This is a genomic window from Tessaracoccus sp. ZS01, from assembly GCF_022342445.1.
GTDB lineage: Bacteria > Actinomycetota > Actinomycetes > Propionibacteriales > Propionibacteriaceae > Arachnia.
In genome coordinates this window covers 245001-259767 of record NZ_PQFE01000001.1, presented here as the reverse complement: position 1 = coordinate 259767, position 14767 = coordinate 245001, and the positions used below count along the sequence as shown (strand labels likewise).

Here is a 14767-nt window from a genome sequence, read left to right as displayed (position 1 = left end):
GACTACCATTTTTGCCTCATCCCAAAGGGTGAGGCGGGGGGTCCGGCTGCCCTCACAGGGACCAGCCTAAGCCCGACCCACACGCGGACAGGGCCGCCCCGGACGTGTCCGGGGCGGCCCTGGGGTCAGCATCGTGTTGGTCAGCTGCAACCGCTGGTGGAGCCGCAGCCCTCGCAGACGTAGCAGCTGCCCGACGGGCGCATCTTGGTGCCGCAGGTCATGCACAGCGGCGCGTCGATCGCCGCGACACCCATAGCCTCCATCAACTCCGCCGTCGTGTGCGCGTCGATCAGCGAAGGCTGACGGGCGCCGTCCACGTTGAAGTCGTCGAACTCGTCGTTGCGGAGCTGCTCGGCCTCGGGCATCCGGGCCTCATCCTCCTCCGACAGGTAGCTGCCGGTCTCGACGTAGCGGGCGCGCTCACCGGCGGTGTAGATGCCGAGCTCGGCGCGGTCGTCGAACGTGAGGTAGTCCAGGGCCAGGCGGCGGAAGATGTAGTCCATGAAGGACTGCGCGATGCGGATGTCGGGGTCGTCCGTCATGCCGGCGGGCTCGAACTTCAGGTTGGTGAACTTCTGCACGAAGCTCTCCAGCGGCACGCCGTACTGCAGGCCGATCGACACCGCGATGGAGAACGCGTCCATCACGCCGGACAGGGTGGAGCCCTGCTTGCCGAGCTTGAGGAACACCTCGCCCAGGCGGCCGTCGTCGTAGGCACCCGACGTCATGTAGCCCTCGGCACCGCTCACAGAGAAACTCGTGGTGCGCGAAGCACGCGACTTGGGCAGGCGGCGGCGCTTCGGACGGTACTCGATGCGCACCTCGGGCTGCGGGGCTTCCTTCGCCTCGTCGACGGTCTTCTTCTTGCCGTCGGAGAGGGGCTGGCCGACCTTGCAGTTGTCGCGGTAGACCGCGAGCGCCTTGAGACCGAGCTTCCAGCCCTGCAGGTAGACGTCCGCGATCTCCTCAACAGTGGCGTCCTCCGGGAGGTTGACCGTCTTGGAGATGGCGCCGGAGAGGAAGGGCTGCACGGCAGCCATCATGCGCACGTGACCCATGGGCCTGATGGCCCGGGTCCCCATGGCGGTGTCGAAGACCTCGTAGTGCTCGGCGGCCAGACCGGGCGCCCCGATCACGTGACCGTGGGTGCCGATGAACTCGACGATGGCGTCGATGTCCTCCGACTTGTAGCCGAGGCGCTTGAGCGCGCGCGGGACCGTCTGGTTGACGATCTGCATCGAGCCGCCGCCGACGAGCTTCTTGAACTTCACGAGCGAGAAGTCCGGCTCGACGCCGGTGGTGTCGCAGTCCATCATGAAGCCGATGGTGCCGGTGGGCGCCAGCACGGAGGCCTGCGCGTTGCGGAAGCCGTTCTTGGCGCCCAACGAGACCACGTGGTCCCACTCGCGGGTGGCGACGGCATGCAGCTGGCGGTCGTCTGCCAGCACGCGCAGGTCGTCGTTGGCAGCCTGGTGCTTGCGCATCACGCGCTGGTGGGCCTCCGCGTTGACGGCGTAGCCGTTGTACGGGCCGACGATGGCGGCCAACTCAGCCGAGCGGCGGTACGAGGTGCCCGTCATGACCGACGTGATCGCGGCGGCGGTGGAGCGCCCACCATCCGTGTCATAACCCTTGCCCATGGCCATCAGCAGTGCGCCCAGGTTGGCATAGCCGATGCCCAGCTGGCGGAAGTTGCGGGTGGTCTCGCCGATGGACTCGGTGGGGAAATCAGCGAAACAGATCGAGATGTCCATCGCGGTGATGATCAGCTCGACCGCCTTGACGAACGTCTCCGCGTCGAAGGTGCCGTCGGGCTTGAGGAACTTCAGCAGGTTGAGCGAGGCCAGGTTGCACGACGAGTTGTCGAGGCTCATGTACTCGGAGCAGGGGTTCGACGCCGTGATGGGGCCGGTCACCGGGTTGGTGTGCCAGTCATTGATGGTGTCGTTGTACTGGATGCCGGGATCCGCACACTCCCAGGCCGCCTTCGCCATCTTCTGGAACAGGTCGTTCGCGTCGACCTCCTCGATCACGGACCCGTCGCTGCGGGACCGCAGCCCGAAGGTGCCACCGTCCTCGACGGCGGTCATGAACTCGTCGCTCACGCGGACGGAGTTGTTGGCGTTCTGGTACTGCACAGAGGTGATGTCCTTGCCGCCGAGGTCCATGTCGAACCCGGCGTCACGCAGGGCGCGGATCTTGTCCTCTTCGCGCGCCTTGGTCTCGATGAACTCCACGATGTCCGGGTGGTCCACGTCGAGCACGACCATCTTGGCGGCCCTACGGGTGGCGCCACCGGACTTGATGGTGCCGGCCGACGCGTCGGCGCCGCGCATGAAGGACACCGGGCCGGAGGCGGTGCCGCCGGAGCTCAGGAGTTCCTTGGACGAACGGATGCGGGAGAGATTGAGACCGGCGCCGGAGCCGCCCTTGAAGATGAAGCCCTCTTCCCGGTACCAGTTGAGGATGGACTCCATGGAGTCGTCGACCGAGAGGATGAAGCAGGCGCTGACCTGCTGCGGCGAGGGGGTGCCGACGTTGAACCACACGGGCGAGTTGAAGGAGAAGTACTGGTTGAGCAGCATCCACGTGAGTTCGTGGCCGAAGATCTCCGCGTCGGCGTCCGTGGCAAAGTAGCCGTAGTCGGCGCCGGCCTTGACGTAGCTCGTCACCACCCGGTCGATGAGGGTGCGCAGCGAGTCTTCCCGCTCGGGGGTGCCGACGGCGCCACGGAAGTACTTCGTGGTGACGATGGTGGAGGCGTTGACGCTCCAGGACGACGGGAACTCCACGCCGTGCTGCTCGAAGACGGTCTCACCGGTTCGCCAGTTCGTCTGCACCACGTCGCGGCGGTCCCACTCAACTTCGTCGTACGGATGCACGCCCGGCTTGGTGAAGACGCGGTCGATGACGAGACCCTTGGCCTCTGTGTCCGAGGACTTGCGGCGGGAGGCCCGCGCTGCGGTCGCTGTCATGGTCAAAACCCCTCTGATTCTCTTGCTGCGTTTGATTGGATGTGAAGCTGATGTGTTGCTCAGCCGAGGAGCGGCTCTTGGGCGGTGAGCTGCTGGAAGGCAGCTCCGCCCTCGGGTGCCGGCTTCCTGGTGGTTGCGCTGAGGCGCAGGGCGTCGATCTCGCGCTGGAAATCGTCGACCGACTCGTAGTTCTTGTAGACGCTGGCGAAGCGGAGGTAAGCGACGGAGTCGAGTTCCTCCAGTGGGCCGAGGATGGCCACGCCGATCTGTTCCGAAGGGATCTCCGCCTGGCCGGAGGCCCGGAGGGACTCCTCCACACGCTGGGCGAGAGCGGCCAACTGCGCCGGTGTGACGGGACGGCCCTTACAGGCCTTCGATACGCCGCGCATGACCTTCTCGCGGCTGAACGATTCGACGACGCCGGACCGCTTCACCACCGTCAGGATGATCTGTTCGATCGTGGTGAACTTGCGCTCGCACATGGGGCACATGCGACGGCGCCGGATGGCGGAGCCGTCGTCGGTCGCGCGCGAATCCGACACCTTGGTGTCGCAGTGGCGGCAGAACGGGCAGTGCACTGTGCGGGCCTTCCTCAAGCGATGGAGCGAGTGGACAACAGTGCCACACGGGAGCGGTTCCTCACAAGTGGCGAATCACGTTCGAATCACAACTTGTAGGGGAATCACATCAGTGCAACCACTAGATGTAGGGATCACACTAGGCGCGGCCCATCACGAAGGCAAGAGACACGCCGAGGGGAATTCGGCGTGTCCGACAAGAGGATTCAGGGCTGCGTGACGTGGGCCCATGCGGGGTCACCGGCGACGTACGCCACCGCCGGATCCGGCGACACGAAGCCGTCCACCAACTGAGCGGCGGAGACGGCGCCGCCGGCCAGTGCCAACAGCGACACCACCGCGACCTTGACCGCGAGCCACGGGGAACGGCGCTCCGGGCTCACGACGCGGCACGAGGCAGCGGCGCCCGTGCGGCCGGGTCCCACCGGGCGGGCAGGACTGAGGCGGGGCAGATGGAGATCAGGGCGGCCGGCCGGGGACACGGTGACGACCCGACGACCGGGCGTGCCGACGATCTGGAAGCGAACTGCGCTCGACGTGGTCATGACTGACCTCTTTCATTCCTAGAACAAGTGTTCGATTGAAACGCTACCCCATGTGCGGATCAGATTCAAACATTCGTTCGAAGCGTGTTGTGTGACACGGGATTTCGTGACGTGAACCACTCAACACGTCCCCTCTGACAAAATTCGTCGACCATCGACACGCCTACGCATTTCGAACAGGTGTTCCAGCTAATGGCTACCATGGGGGCCATGGCTGACAAGACGAACCGCCCGCGCCGTGGCCGCCCGAGCAACGCAGAGATCGAGGCACAGCTCGCAGGCTTCCCCATTCCCGACGGACCGGATTACGGGCTCTCCCGCAGGCAACTGGCGCTGGTGCACGTGATCAAGGACGCCATCGAGGACCTCGGCTACCCGCCCAGCATCCGCGAGGTGGCGGACAGGGCCGGGCTGGCGTCGACGTCATCGGTGACCTACCAGTTGCGCATGCTGGAGCAGAAGGGCTTCATCCGCCGCGACCCGAACCGGCCGCGTGCCGTCGTGCTGACCCTGCCGGACGTGCCCAAGCTCCCCGAGGAACTGGATTCGGCGCAGGGATGGGATGCGCGTCCCTCGGCGGTTGCCGCCCCCGTGTTGGGCCGGATCGCGGCCGGAGGGCCGATTCTGGCCGAGGAGCACATCGAGGACGTGTTCGCGCTGCCGAAGCAGATCGTCGGCGACGGCCAGCTCTTCCTCCTGGAGGTCAAGGGCGACTCCATGATCGATGCGGCGATCTGCGACGGTGACTGGGTGGTGGTACGCCAACAGAAGGACGCCACCAACGGCGACATCGTCGCCGCGCTGCTCGACGACGAGGCCACCGTCAAGACCTACAAGCTGCAGCAGGGCAAGGTGTGGCTGCTGCCGCACAACGAGCGCTACTCCCCCATCGACGGAACGCACGCCAGCATCATGGGCAAGGTCGTGGCGCTGCTCCGCAAGGTGTGATTCTGCGGTAGGTCACTCAACGTCGCCGCGGAGGCGGCGGAGTGCCGACACTGCCACATCGCCATCCGTGGTGGCCCAGAAATCCGGTAACGACGCGGTGAGGAAGGATCCGTACCGCGCGGTGGCCAACCGTGGGTCGAGCATGGCCACCACTCCCCTGTCCTCGGAGCGCCGGATCAGCCTCCCGGCCCCCTGGGCCAGCAGCAGTGCGGCATGGGTGGCGGCCACACTCATGAAACCGTTGCCCCCCGCGTCGTCGACCGCCTTCTTCCTGGCCTGCATCAGCGGGTCGTCCGGCCTCGGGAACGGGATCTTGTCGATGATGACGAGCTGGCACGACTCTCCGGGGACGTCGACGCCCTGCCACAGCGACATGGTGCCGAACAGGGCGGTGGTGGGCTCGTCGAGGAAGCGTCTGGTGAGCTCCGACAGTTGGGCGTCGCCCTGCGCCAGGATGGTCAGGTCCGGTAGTTCCCGCCTGCAGTAGTCGGCGGCCTGGTCAGCCGCCCTGCGTGAAGCGAACAGCCCCAGCGCCCTGCCCTCCGCCGCCCAGACCAGCTGCGCGATCTCCGCGAGGGTCTTTTCGTGCATCCCGTCACGGCCCGGCGGCGGCAGCCGGCGGGCCACGTACAGGATGCCCTGTGTGCGGTAGTCGAACGGCGAGCCGACGTCGATGCCGCGCCACGCGAACTCGTTGTCCCCCTCGCCCTCGGCCTCAAGCCGGTCTGCCGCGCGCAGCCCGACGGCGCCCGCAGCGGGTTCGAACGCCCCGCCCAACGTGAGCGTGGCAGAGGTCAGCACGGTTGGCCCTTGGCGGAAGACCTGGTCCCTGAGGAGGCCCGACACGTTGAGCGGCGCCACGTACGCGGCGCGCCCCATGATGTCGGACTCTGTCACCCAGACGACGTCCTGGGGTTTCAGAGCGGCGATGCGCTCCGCGATGTCGAAGATCTCCCTGACCGAGGACGTGGCCTGTTGACGGTCCGGGTCGTCGGTCACCTTGCCGAGCGCGCTCACCACGCGACGGGACACGTCGCGCAGCGCTGCCGCAGCGTACGGCAGTGGCGCGGAGGACTCCGTGATGCGGGTGAGTTCTGATTCGTCCAGGGCCTCGCGCAACGTGTCCACCTGGTCGAGGAAATCCACGCCGAGGTCGTCGTCGAGCCAGGTGAGTGCCCGCCGTGCGGCGCGATCCACGATGCCGGGGGTCAGCTCATCCGTCGCCGCCGTCGTGATCCGGCTGACCAGTTCGTGGGCCTCATCCACCACGAGGGCTGCGTGTTCCGGCAGCGCGGTGCCGCCGTGCATGGCGTTGATGGCCAGCAGCGCATGGTTCGTGACGATGAGGTCCGCCTCGCGGGCGACTTCACGGGACTTCTCGACGAAGCACTCCGCCCCGAACGGGCAGGCCGACACCCCCAGACACTCCCTCGTGGGGATGGACACCTGCGACCAGCCGCGGGCGGTGTGGGTGGGCGCGTCGTCGCGGTCTGCCAGGCCGCCGCTCTCGGCCTGGCCCTCGATCCACTCGCGCAGCGCCAGCACCTCGGCGCCGAGCCTGCTCACATCGTCGGCCTTCGACTTGGCCGCTGCCTCCGCCATGGCTGAGGCGCCGATCAGGGAATCCTGGTCCAGGTCTGATCCCTGACGGGCCCGGTAGAGGCAGGCGTAGTTGGTGCGGCCCTTCAGGATGGCCGCCTTGGGCCGCTGGCCCGTGACCTCCTCCACGGCGTCGAGCGCCGTGGGGATGTCCTTGGTCGCCAGTTGGGCCTGGAGCGCCAGGGTTGCCGTGGCCACGACGACGACCTCGCCGGTGTTCACGCTCCGGGCGAGCGCGGGTGCGAGATAGCCGAGCGACTTGCCGGTACCTGTCCCCGCCTGCACGAGGAGGTGGGTGTCATCCTCGAACGCCGCCGCCACTGCGTCTGCCATGGCCTGCTGACCGGGGCGCGCCTCGCCCCCGATGTCGCCGACCGCAGCCGCCAGAATGGCTACGTGATCAGTCACGGACGAACTCGGCCAGCTCATCGGCAAGATCAGGGCGCACCCGCGCGCTGATCAGCGTGCCGTCGCCGGTGTGTTCGAGCGAATCGATCACGGCCGTCTTGTGGACCTTGTCCACCAGGTCTCCGCGGTTGTAGGGCACCAGAGCGGTGAGCGCGACCTCCGGACGCGGGAGCCGCTCCTCGAGCGCCTCTCGCAGCGCCTCGAGGCCGCGGCCCGTCCGCGCCGAGATGACGACGGCTTCCGGGTGCTTGGCGCGCAACGCCATGATACTGGCGGCATCCGCGACGTCCGCCTTGTTGAGGACCAGCAGCTCCGGCACCGAGGCTGCGCCGATCTCCGACAACACGGTGCGGACGGCCCTGATCTGCCCCTCGGGATCCGGGTCTGCCGCGTCCACCACGTGGAGCAACAGATCCGCCTGGGCCGACTCCTCCAAGGTGGAGCGGAACGCCTCGACGAGGTCGTGCGGGAGGTGGCGGACGAAGCCGACGGTGTCAGTGAGGGTGAACACGCGGCCGTCGTCGGTCTCCGAGCGACGGGTGGTGGGGTCCAGGGTGGCGAACAATGCGTTCTCCACCAGCACCCCCGCCCCCGTGAGCCGGTTGAGCAACGACGACTTGCCGGCGTTGGTGTACCCGACGATGGCCACCGAAGGCACCTGGTGACGACGCCGCTCCGCCCGCTTGGATTCCCGGGTGGCGTCCATTTCGCGGAGCTTGCGGCGCAACTGCGAGATCCGGGTGTGGATGCGGCGGCGGTCTGTCTCGATGCGGGTCTCACCGGGGCCTCGGCCACCGATACCTGCACCGCCGGCGACGCGGCCACCCGCCTGGCGCGACAGGTTGCCGCCCCAGCCGCGGAGGCGCTGCTTGAGGTACTGCAGCTGGGCCAGTTCGACCTGGGCCTTACCTTCGGCGCTCTTGGCGTGCTGGGCGAAGATGTCGAGGATCAGTGCTGTGCGGTCCACCACCTTGACCTTGATCCGGTCTTCGAGGTTTCGCAGCTGCGCGGGTTCGAGCTCGCCGTCGCAGATGACGGTGTCTGCGCCAGTGGCGCGCACCACCTCAGCGACCTCCAGCACCTTGCCGCGGCCGATGTAGGTTGCCGGGTCCGGGTGGGAGCGACGCTGGACCAGCGCGTCGAGCACCTCTGAGCCGGCGGTCTCCGCCAGCAGCTTGAGCTCGTCCATCGCGTTGTCGGCGTCTTCCTGGGAACCGGTGGTCCAGACGCTGACCAGCACCACGCGCTCCAGCCGCAGTTCGCGGTACTCGACCTCGGTGATGTCCTCGAGTTCGGTGCGCAGGCCGGCGACGCGGCGCAGCGAATGGCGGGCGGCCAGGTCCTCCTGTTCGCCGTCGTAGTCAGGCTCCAGCTCGTCGTCGTCGTAGCCGAGCAGGTCGTCGTCAGAATTAGTCATCGTCTGCTCATTCTTCCAGCCCAGCGCCTGACAACCAAGGGACGGGCACGGGCTGTGGATAAGTCAGATCCAGAATTCCCCGCGCCCGATGATCACCGCAGGCCCGGTCAGGCGGGCCGCGTCGCCGGCGAAATCGACCGTGAGGTCGCCGCCCGGGACCGTCACGTCGACGCTGCCGTCATGCTGGGCGCGCTTGCGATAGGCAGCTGCGGTGGCCACGACTCCGGTGCCGCAGCTCTGTGTCTCCCCCACGCCTCGCTCGAAGACGCGCATGGACAGCTTGCCCGGCTCGTCGACCCGGACGAACTCGACGTTGACGCCCTCGGGGAAGGCGGCGGCGGGTTCCCACGTGGGGGCATCGTGCAGGTTGAGGGAGTCGAGGTCCTCGTTCCGGAGGAACACCACGGCGTGGGGGTTGCCGACATCCACCTTCATCGCCGGCCACTCGCGCCCGCCGAGCCGGACGGTGACGTCCTCGTCGGACACGGTGGCGTCCCCCATGGTGGTGCGGATCAGGCCGTGCCTGGCCACTTCCACCCGACGGAGACCCGCCCGGGTGGCGACGTCGAACTCGCCGTTGTCCACCAGTTGCTCGTTGATCAGGTGGCGGGCGAAGACGCGCAACCCGTTGCCGCACATCTCGGCGATGGATCCGTCGGCGTTGTAGTAGTCCATGAACCAGAGCGAGCTGTCGCCCTCCCAGCCGCGGATGCTCGACGCCCGGACCACGCGGATCACGCCGTCGGCGCCGATGCCGCTGTGCCGGTCACAGACCATCTGGATGAAGTCGGGATGCATCTCGTGCATGCCGTAGGAGTCATCCAGGATGATGAAGTCGTTGCGGGTGCCGTGACCCTTGTGGAAACTGAACCGACGCATCACGCCCTCCTGAGTTTCACAAGTCTATCCCTGTGAGCACGCTTTGGACCGCGGCAGGGGAGGTTGCGTCCAGCCACGTGATGCGGGGATCGCGCCGGTACCAACCCAGTTGGCGCCGGAAGAACCGTCTGGTGGCCCGCTGTACCTCGGCGCGGGCCTCCGCTTCGGTGAGTTCGCCGTCGAGGAAGGCGACCACCTGTCGGTAGCCGATCGCACGGATCGCTGTGACGCCGTCGCGCAGGCCGCGCTCCAGGAGGGCCGAGACCTCCTTCACGAGGCCCTGTTCCCACATCTGTTCGACGCGCAGGTCGATCCGCCGGTCCAGCTCCGCCCGGTCCAGGTTCAGCCCGAACTGGTGCACGTCCTCCAGTTCGTAGGTCCATTCGGGGATGACAGGGGCATGGCCCCCCGTCAGTTCGAGAACCTCGAGGGCCCGGACGATGCGGCGGCCGTTGGCGGGCTCGATGGCGGCCGCCGACTCAGGCGCCAGTTCGGCGAGCCGACTGTGCAGCGCGTACGGCCCGACCCGGTCGAGTTCCTGCTCCCAGCGGGCCCGGACGTCCACGTCGGAAGCCGGGAACTCGAAGCGGTCGGTGATCGCACGGGTGTAGAGCGCCGAGCCACCCACCAGGATCGGGATGACCCCCCTGGCGCGGAGGTCGGCGATCGTGGCGCGGGCGAGCCGCTGGAAGTCTGCCACCGACGCCCGTTCGGTGACCTCCGCGATGTCGATGAGGTGATGGGGCACCTCCCGCCGCTCCTCGACGGTGGGTTTGGCCGTGCCGATGTCCATCCCCCGGTAGACGAGCATCGAGTCTGCGTTGACCACTTCGGCGGGATGCCCGCGCTCTGCCAACGCCAGCGCGAGATCGACGGCGAGGCCTGATTTGCCTGTGGCCGTCGGGCCGACGAGAACGATCAAGGGAAGGGACACGCCCCCAGTCTGCCAAAAGCCTGACGCGCGGGTCTCCGGGGTGTGCATGATGGGGACCTCACCCCACCACCCGAAGGACATGACATGGGACTCTTCGACAACCTCGATGACCTGGCCAAGCAGCACGAGACGCAGATCGAGGAGGGCATCGAGCGTGTCGGCGACTTCGTCGACGACAAGACCGACGGCAAGTACGCCGGTCACGTGGACAAGGCGCAGGACTTCGGCAACGACCAGCTCGACAAGCTCACGGGCGACCAGCCCAGGCGCCCGGCCGACCAGCCCAGGCGCCCAGCCGACCAGCCCTGATCAGTTGCAGCCGGTGGCGGCGGGCAGTGGCGCGGGCTTCTCCAACGTGGGCATGCCCAGCCCGACGCCCGCCGGCCTGGCCCCTCCCTGCGCCGCCTCCCACGCGTCCCCTCCGCGGGTACGCCTGAGGTTGGTGGGCAGGAGGTCCGAGTTCAGGTGGTGCGGCGCCGCATGCGTGATCGACACCGTGGCGATGTCGCCCGGCCGGGGCCGCAGCGCCGGGTCCTCCGGGACCGCCACGTGGACCAGGCGGTTGTCCCGCGCCCGGCCGCTCATGCGGTGGGTCTCGGCATCCTTGCGGCCCTCACCGGTGGCGAACATGACCTCGATCTCCTGGCCGGCGAACGTCTTGTTCTCCTCCCAGGCCAGGTCGTTGACCAGGTCGACGAGGCGCAGGTAGCGCTCCTGCACGATCTCCTTCGGCACCTGGTCAGGCATGGTGGCCGCAGGGGTGCCGGGGCGGATGGAGTACTGGAAGGTGAACGCGGCGGAGAACCGCGAGCGACGCACGACGTCCATCGTCGCCTGGAAGTCCTCTTCGGTCTCGCCGGGGAATCCCACGATGATGTCGGTGGTGATGGCGGCGTGCGGCATGGCCGTCCTCACCCGGTCGAGGATGCCCAGGTAGCGCTCCGCCCGGTAGGAGCGGCGCATCGACTTGAGGATCCTGTCCGAGCCGGACTGCAGCGGCATGTGGAGCTGGGGCATCACGTTGTGGGTCTCGGCCATGGCCTCGATCACGTCGTCGGTGAAGTCCTTGGGGTGGGGTGAGGTGAAGCGCACGCGCTCCAGGCCCTCGACGGTGCCGCAGGCCCGCAGCAATTTCGCGAAGGCCTGCCTGTCGCCGAATTCCACGCCGTAGGCATTGACGTTCTGCCCGAGCAGGGTGATCTCCTGGACGCCCTGGCTGACCAGCATCTCGATCTCGCCGAGGATGTCGCCCGGGCGGCGGTCGGTCTCCTTGCCGCGCAGGGCCGGCACGATGCAGAAGGTGCAGGTGTTGTTACAGCCCACGGAGACCGATACCCAGGCCGAGTAGGGCGATTCGCGGCGCGTCGGGAGGTTGCTGGGGAACGTCTCGAGGGCTTCCTTGATCTCGATCTGCGCCTCGCGCTCCACCCGGGCCCGCTCCAGCAGCCTGGGGAGGGAACCGACGTTGTGCGTACCGAAGACGACGTCCACCCACGGCGCCTTCTTCAGGATGGTGTCGCGGTCCTTCTGCGCCATGCAGCCGCCCACGGCGATCTGCAGCCCGGGGTGGACGGCTTTGATGCTGGCCATGTGGCCGAGGTTGCCGTAGAGGCGGTTGTCGGCGTTCTCGCGCACGGCGCACGTGTTGAAGACCACGACGTCGGCACCGGCGCCCAGCGCGTCGTTGCCCGGCGCGGCGCGGTGCATCCCGGCCTCTTCGAGCAGGCCGCTGATGCGTTCGGAGTCGTGGACGTTCATCTGACACCCGTAGGTGATGACGTGATATGTGCGCGGATCAGTCATAGCCCGACCATGTTACCCATTAGGGTTCGAGACATGAACATCCTGCCTACCGGCCAACAATTCCTCATCGAGTCCGGGCCGTACACCGCGGTCGTGACCGAGGTGGGCTCGACGCTGCGCAGCCTCACCCGCGACGGCGTGGAGTTGCTGCACACGTTCCCTGAGGACGGGTCGCCCAGTTCCTCCATGGGACGCCAGCTGGTGCCGTGGCCGAACCGCATCCGCGACGGCCGCTACACGTTCAACGGTGTGGATCAGCAGCTCCCGATCAGCGAGGTGCCGCGGAACAACGCCATCCACGGCCTGGGCTCTGACCACGCGTGGCGGCTCGTGAGCCACGACCCTGACGAGGTGGTGCTGACCACCGTCATCTACCCGCAGACCGGATGGGACGGCGTGCTGGAGGTCGAGATCAGTCACGCGCTGGACGACGGCGGGCTCACCGTCACGGTGACGGCGCGCAATGCGGGGCAGAAGGCGCTCCCCTACGGCTACGGCACCCACCCGTACCTGGCCGTCGACACCACCGCCGTGCTCACCTCGCCGTTCCCCTATGAACTGGCCGTCGACGACCGGCTGCTCCCCGTGGAACTGACCGACGTGACCGCTGAGCACGACTTCCGGGAGCCCCGGGAGATCGGCAGCACGGAGTTCGACAGCGCGTTCCGGATCGACGAGGGCCCGTGGGAACTGACGGTGGCCGACGGCACCCGCACGATTGCCATGTGGGCCGACGCGACGCTTCCGTGGTGCCAGATCTACGTGCCGCCGACGCGCAATGCGATCGCCGTGGAGCCCATGACCTGCGCCGCCGACGCGTTCAACGAAGGCCCCACCCACGAATCGCTCATCGTGTTGCAGCCCGGCGCCGAGACGTCGTCGCGCTGGGGCATCCGGGTGGACGCCGTCGAGAACTGATCAGTGGGCGGTCTCCGTGGCGCGGGACTCCCGCACCACGGTGATCCGGATCTGTCCCGGGTAACTCAGCGTCTTCTCGACCTCTGCGGCGATGTCGCGGGCCAGCGCGTGCGCCCCCGCGTCGTCGATATGGTCCGGTGAGACCATGACGCGAACCTCGCGCCCGGCCTGCATGGCGTAGGCGCGCACCACACCTTCGTGCTTCGTGGCGATGTGCTCGAGGTTCTCCATCCGCTCCACGTACGCTTCGAGCGATTCACGCCGGGCACCCGGGCGGGAGCCGGAGATGGCGTCTGCTGCCTGCGTGAGCACCGCTTCAACGGTGCGCGGCTCGACCTCGTTGTGGTGTGCCTCCACCGCATGAGCGATGTCCTCGTGCTCGCCGTACTTGCGCAGCAACTCCGCCCCGATGATGGCGTGCGGACCCTCCACCTCATGGGTGAGCGCCTTGCCGATGTCGTGCAGGAAGGCGGCCCGCTTGCACACCGTCACGTTGAGGCCCAGCTCCGCTGCCATCACGCCGGCGAGGTGCGCGCACTCGACGAGGTGGCGCAAGACGTTCTGCCCATAGGAGGTGCGGAAGGCCAGTGCCCCGACGATGGGCACCAGGTCCGGGTGCAGGTCCACGATGCCCACCTCCGCCAACGCGTCCTCGCCGGCGCGCAGCACGCGGTCGTTGATGCGGCGCAGGCTGCGCTCGTGCACCTCTTCGATGCGGGCCGGATGGATCCGCCCATCGGCGATGAGGTCGACGAGCGTGAGGCGCGCGGTTTCGCGGCGCACCGGGTCGAAGCTGCTGAGCAGGACGGATTCGGGGGTGTCGTCGATGAGGACGTTGACCCCCGTGATCTGTTCGAAGGCACGGATGTTGCGCCCTTCGCGGCCGATGATGCGGCCCTTCATGTCGTCGCTGGGCAGGTCCACCGTGCTCACCACGGACTCCGACGTCTGTTCTGAGGCGACCCGCTGGATGGCGGTGGTGATGACGCGGCGGGCGATCTGGTCCGCTTCGCGCTTCGCCGTCGCCTCGATGTCGCGGGCGATGGAGGTGGCGGTCAGTTTGGCCTGCTTCTCTGCTGCTGCAAGGACCTCCTTGCGGGCCTCCTCGACCGACAACCGGGCGACGCGTTCGAGTTCGAGGGCCAGCCGCTCCTCCTGCGCCTGGAGTTCCTCCCGCTGCTCACGCAGCTGGATGCGCTGGGCATCGAGCCTCTCAGCGCGGGCGACGAGTCCCTCGGCCTCAGCGGAGAGGCGGTCCTCGCGTTCGTGGAGGCGGGATTCACGACGTTCCTGTGCCGCCCTCGTCTCGCGCAACTCCTGGCGTTGCCCGGCGAGCACGGCTTCCATCTCGCCTCGACGTCGCTCGGCGTCCTCCAAGGCTTCGCGGGCGCGTTCCTCGACGGCGCTGGCCGCCGCCTGGGCGGTGGCCCGCACAGAGGCCACATCATCCTTGGACCGGCGTTCCCAGGTGAGGCGCTCCGCGATGGCTTCGGCCGTCCGGCGCCGCAGGAGGAGGCCCAACACGATGAGTCCGACCAACGCGGCCACTGCAATGATCCAACCGAGCTCGGGCACGGCGCCTCCTCATATCCGGACAGTCCGGCCACAAGCACCGCACAAGGTGGTTGGCAACAATGTCGATAGGGACGACAAGCCCCTGCGGCCAGAAGGCCGCAGCGGCACAGGTGAATGTCTTCTGTCTAGGTGTTGTCAGTGAAGTTTCAGGTTTCAATGCCCCAACCGAAGCCGGGGCGGTTCATGCG

General features: G+C 67.7%; 12 protein-coding genes. 3 read left to right on the top strand and 9 right to left on the bottom strand.

Annotated elements, in window-relative coordinates:
* Positions 1–140: 140 nt before the first annotated feature.
* From C3E87_RS01255 to C3E87_RS01245, 3 genes are all read right to left on the bottom strand, one after another.
* Positions 141–2975 (bottom strand): vitamin B12-dependent ribonucleotide reductase, encoded by a 2835-nt coding sequence (locus C3E87_RS01255; RefSeq protein WP_076058429.1) that lies wholly within the window; start codon positions 2973–2975, stop codon positions 141–143.
* Between the two features lie 59 nt (positions 2976–3034).
* Entirely contained in the window at positions 3035–3553 is a 519-nt protein-coding gene (gene nrdR / locus C3E87_RS01250; RefSeq protein ID WP_076058428.1) for a transcriptional regulator NrdR, read from the bottom strand.
* 206 nt (positions 3554–3759) lie between these two features.
* A complete protein-coding gene (locus C3E87_RS01245; RefSeq protein ID WP_076058427.1) occupies positions 3760–4098 on the bottom strand; it encodes a hypothetical protein in 339 nt (112 codons plus the stop codon).
* Between the two features lie 210 nt (positions 4099–4308).
* Here C3E87_RS01245 and lexA point away from each other — a divergent pair, with 210 nt between their 5' ends.
* The gene (lexA, locus tag C3E87_RS01240; RefSeq protein ID WP_083665371.1) at positions 4309–5046 is read left to right on the top strand and encodes a transcriptional repressor LexA; all 738 of its coding nucleotides are present in this window, start codon (positions 4309–4311) and stop codon (positions 5044–5046) included.
* A 12-nt stretch (positions 5047–5058) separates the two neighbouring features.
* On the opposite strand, the gene C3E87_RS01235 is transcribed toward lexA, so the two are convergent.
* The 4 genes from C3E87_RS01235 to miaA form a co-directional block, all read right to left on the bottom strand.
* On the bottom strand, positions 5059–6978 hold the full coding sequence (locus C3E87_RS01235; protein WP_304442049.1) for an ATP-dependent DNA helicase: 1920 nt from the start codon (positions 6976–6978) through the stop codon (positions 5059–5061).
* A 67-nt stretch (positions 6979–7045) separates the two neighbouring features.
* The gene (hflX, locus tag C3E87_RS01230) at positions 7046–8470 is read right to left on the bottom strand and encodes a GTPase HflX (protein WP_076058425.1); all 1425 of its coding nucleotides are present in this window, start codon (positions 8468–8470) and stop codon (positions 7046–7048) included.
* Positions 8471–8533: 63 nt separating this feature from the next.
* Entirely contained in the window at positions 8534–9349 is an 816-nt protein-coding gene (gene dapF, locus C3E87_RS01225) for a diaminopimelate epimerase (RefSeq protein ID WP_076058424.1), read from the bottom strand.
* 16 nt (positions 9350–9365) lie between these two features.
* Positions 9366–10283, bottom strand: a complete 918-nt coding sequence (gene miaA, locus C3E87_RS01220) for a tRNA (adenosine(37)-N6)-dimethylallyltransferase MiaA (protein WP_233120657.1) — start codon at positions 10281–10283, stop codon at positions 9366–9368.
* A gap of 84 nt (positions 10284–10367) precedes the next feature.
* Between miaA and C3E87_RS01215 the strand changes: the two genes are divergently transcribed.
* A complete protein-coding gene (locus tag C3E87_RS01215) occupies positions 10368–10592 on the top strand; it encodes an antitoxin (protein ID WP_076058423.1) in 225 nt (74 codons plus the stop codon).
* Here the strand turns inward: C3E87_RS01215 and miaB are convergent, their stop codons facing one another.
* On the bottom strand, positions 10593–12086 hold the full coding sequence (miaB, locus tag C3E87_RS01210) for a tRNA (N6-isopentenyl adenosine(37)-C2)-methylthiotransferase MiaB (RefSeq protein WP_076058422.1): 1494 nt from the start codon (positions 12084–12086) through the stop codon (positions 10593–10595).
* A gap of 33 nt (positions 12087–12119) precedes the next feature.
* Here miaB and C3E87_RS01205 point away from each other — a divergent pair, with 33 nt between their 5' ends.
* Positions 12120–13004, top strand: a complete 885-nt coding sequence (locus C3E87_RS01205) for an aldose 1-epimerase family protein (RefSeq protein WP_158069021.1) — start codon at positions 12120–12122, stop codon at positions 13002–13004.
* Here C3E87_RS01205 and rny read toward each other — a convergent pair whose 3' ends face one another.
* Positions 13005–14579, bottom strand: a complete 1575-nt coding sequence (gene rny, locus C3E87_RS01200; RefSeq protein ID WP_076058420.1) for a ribonuclease Y — start codon at positions 14577–14579, stop codon at positions 13005–13007.
* Positions 14580–14767: the final 188 nt, after the last annotated feature.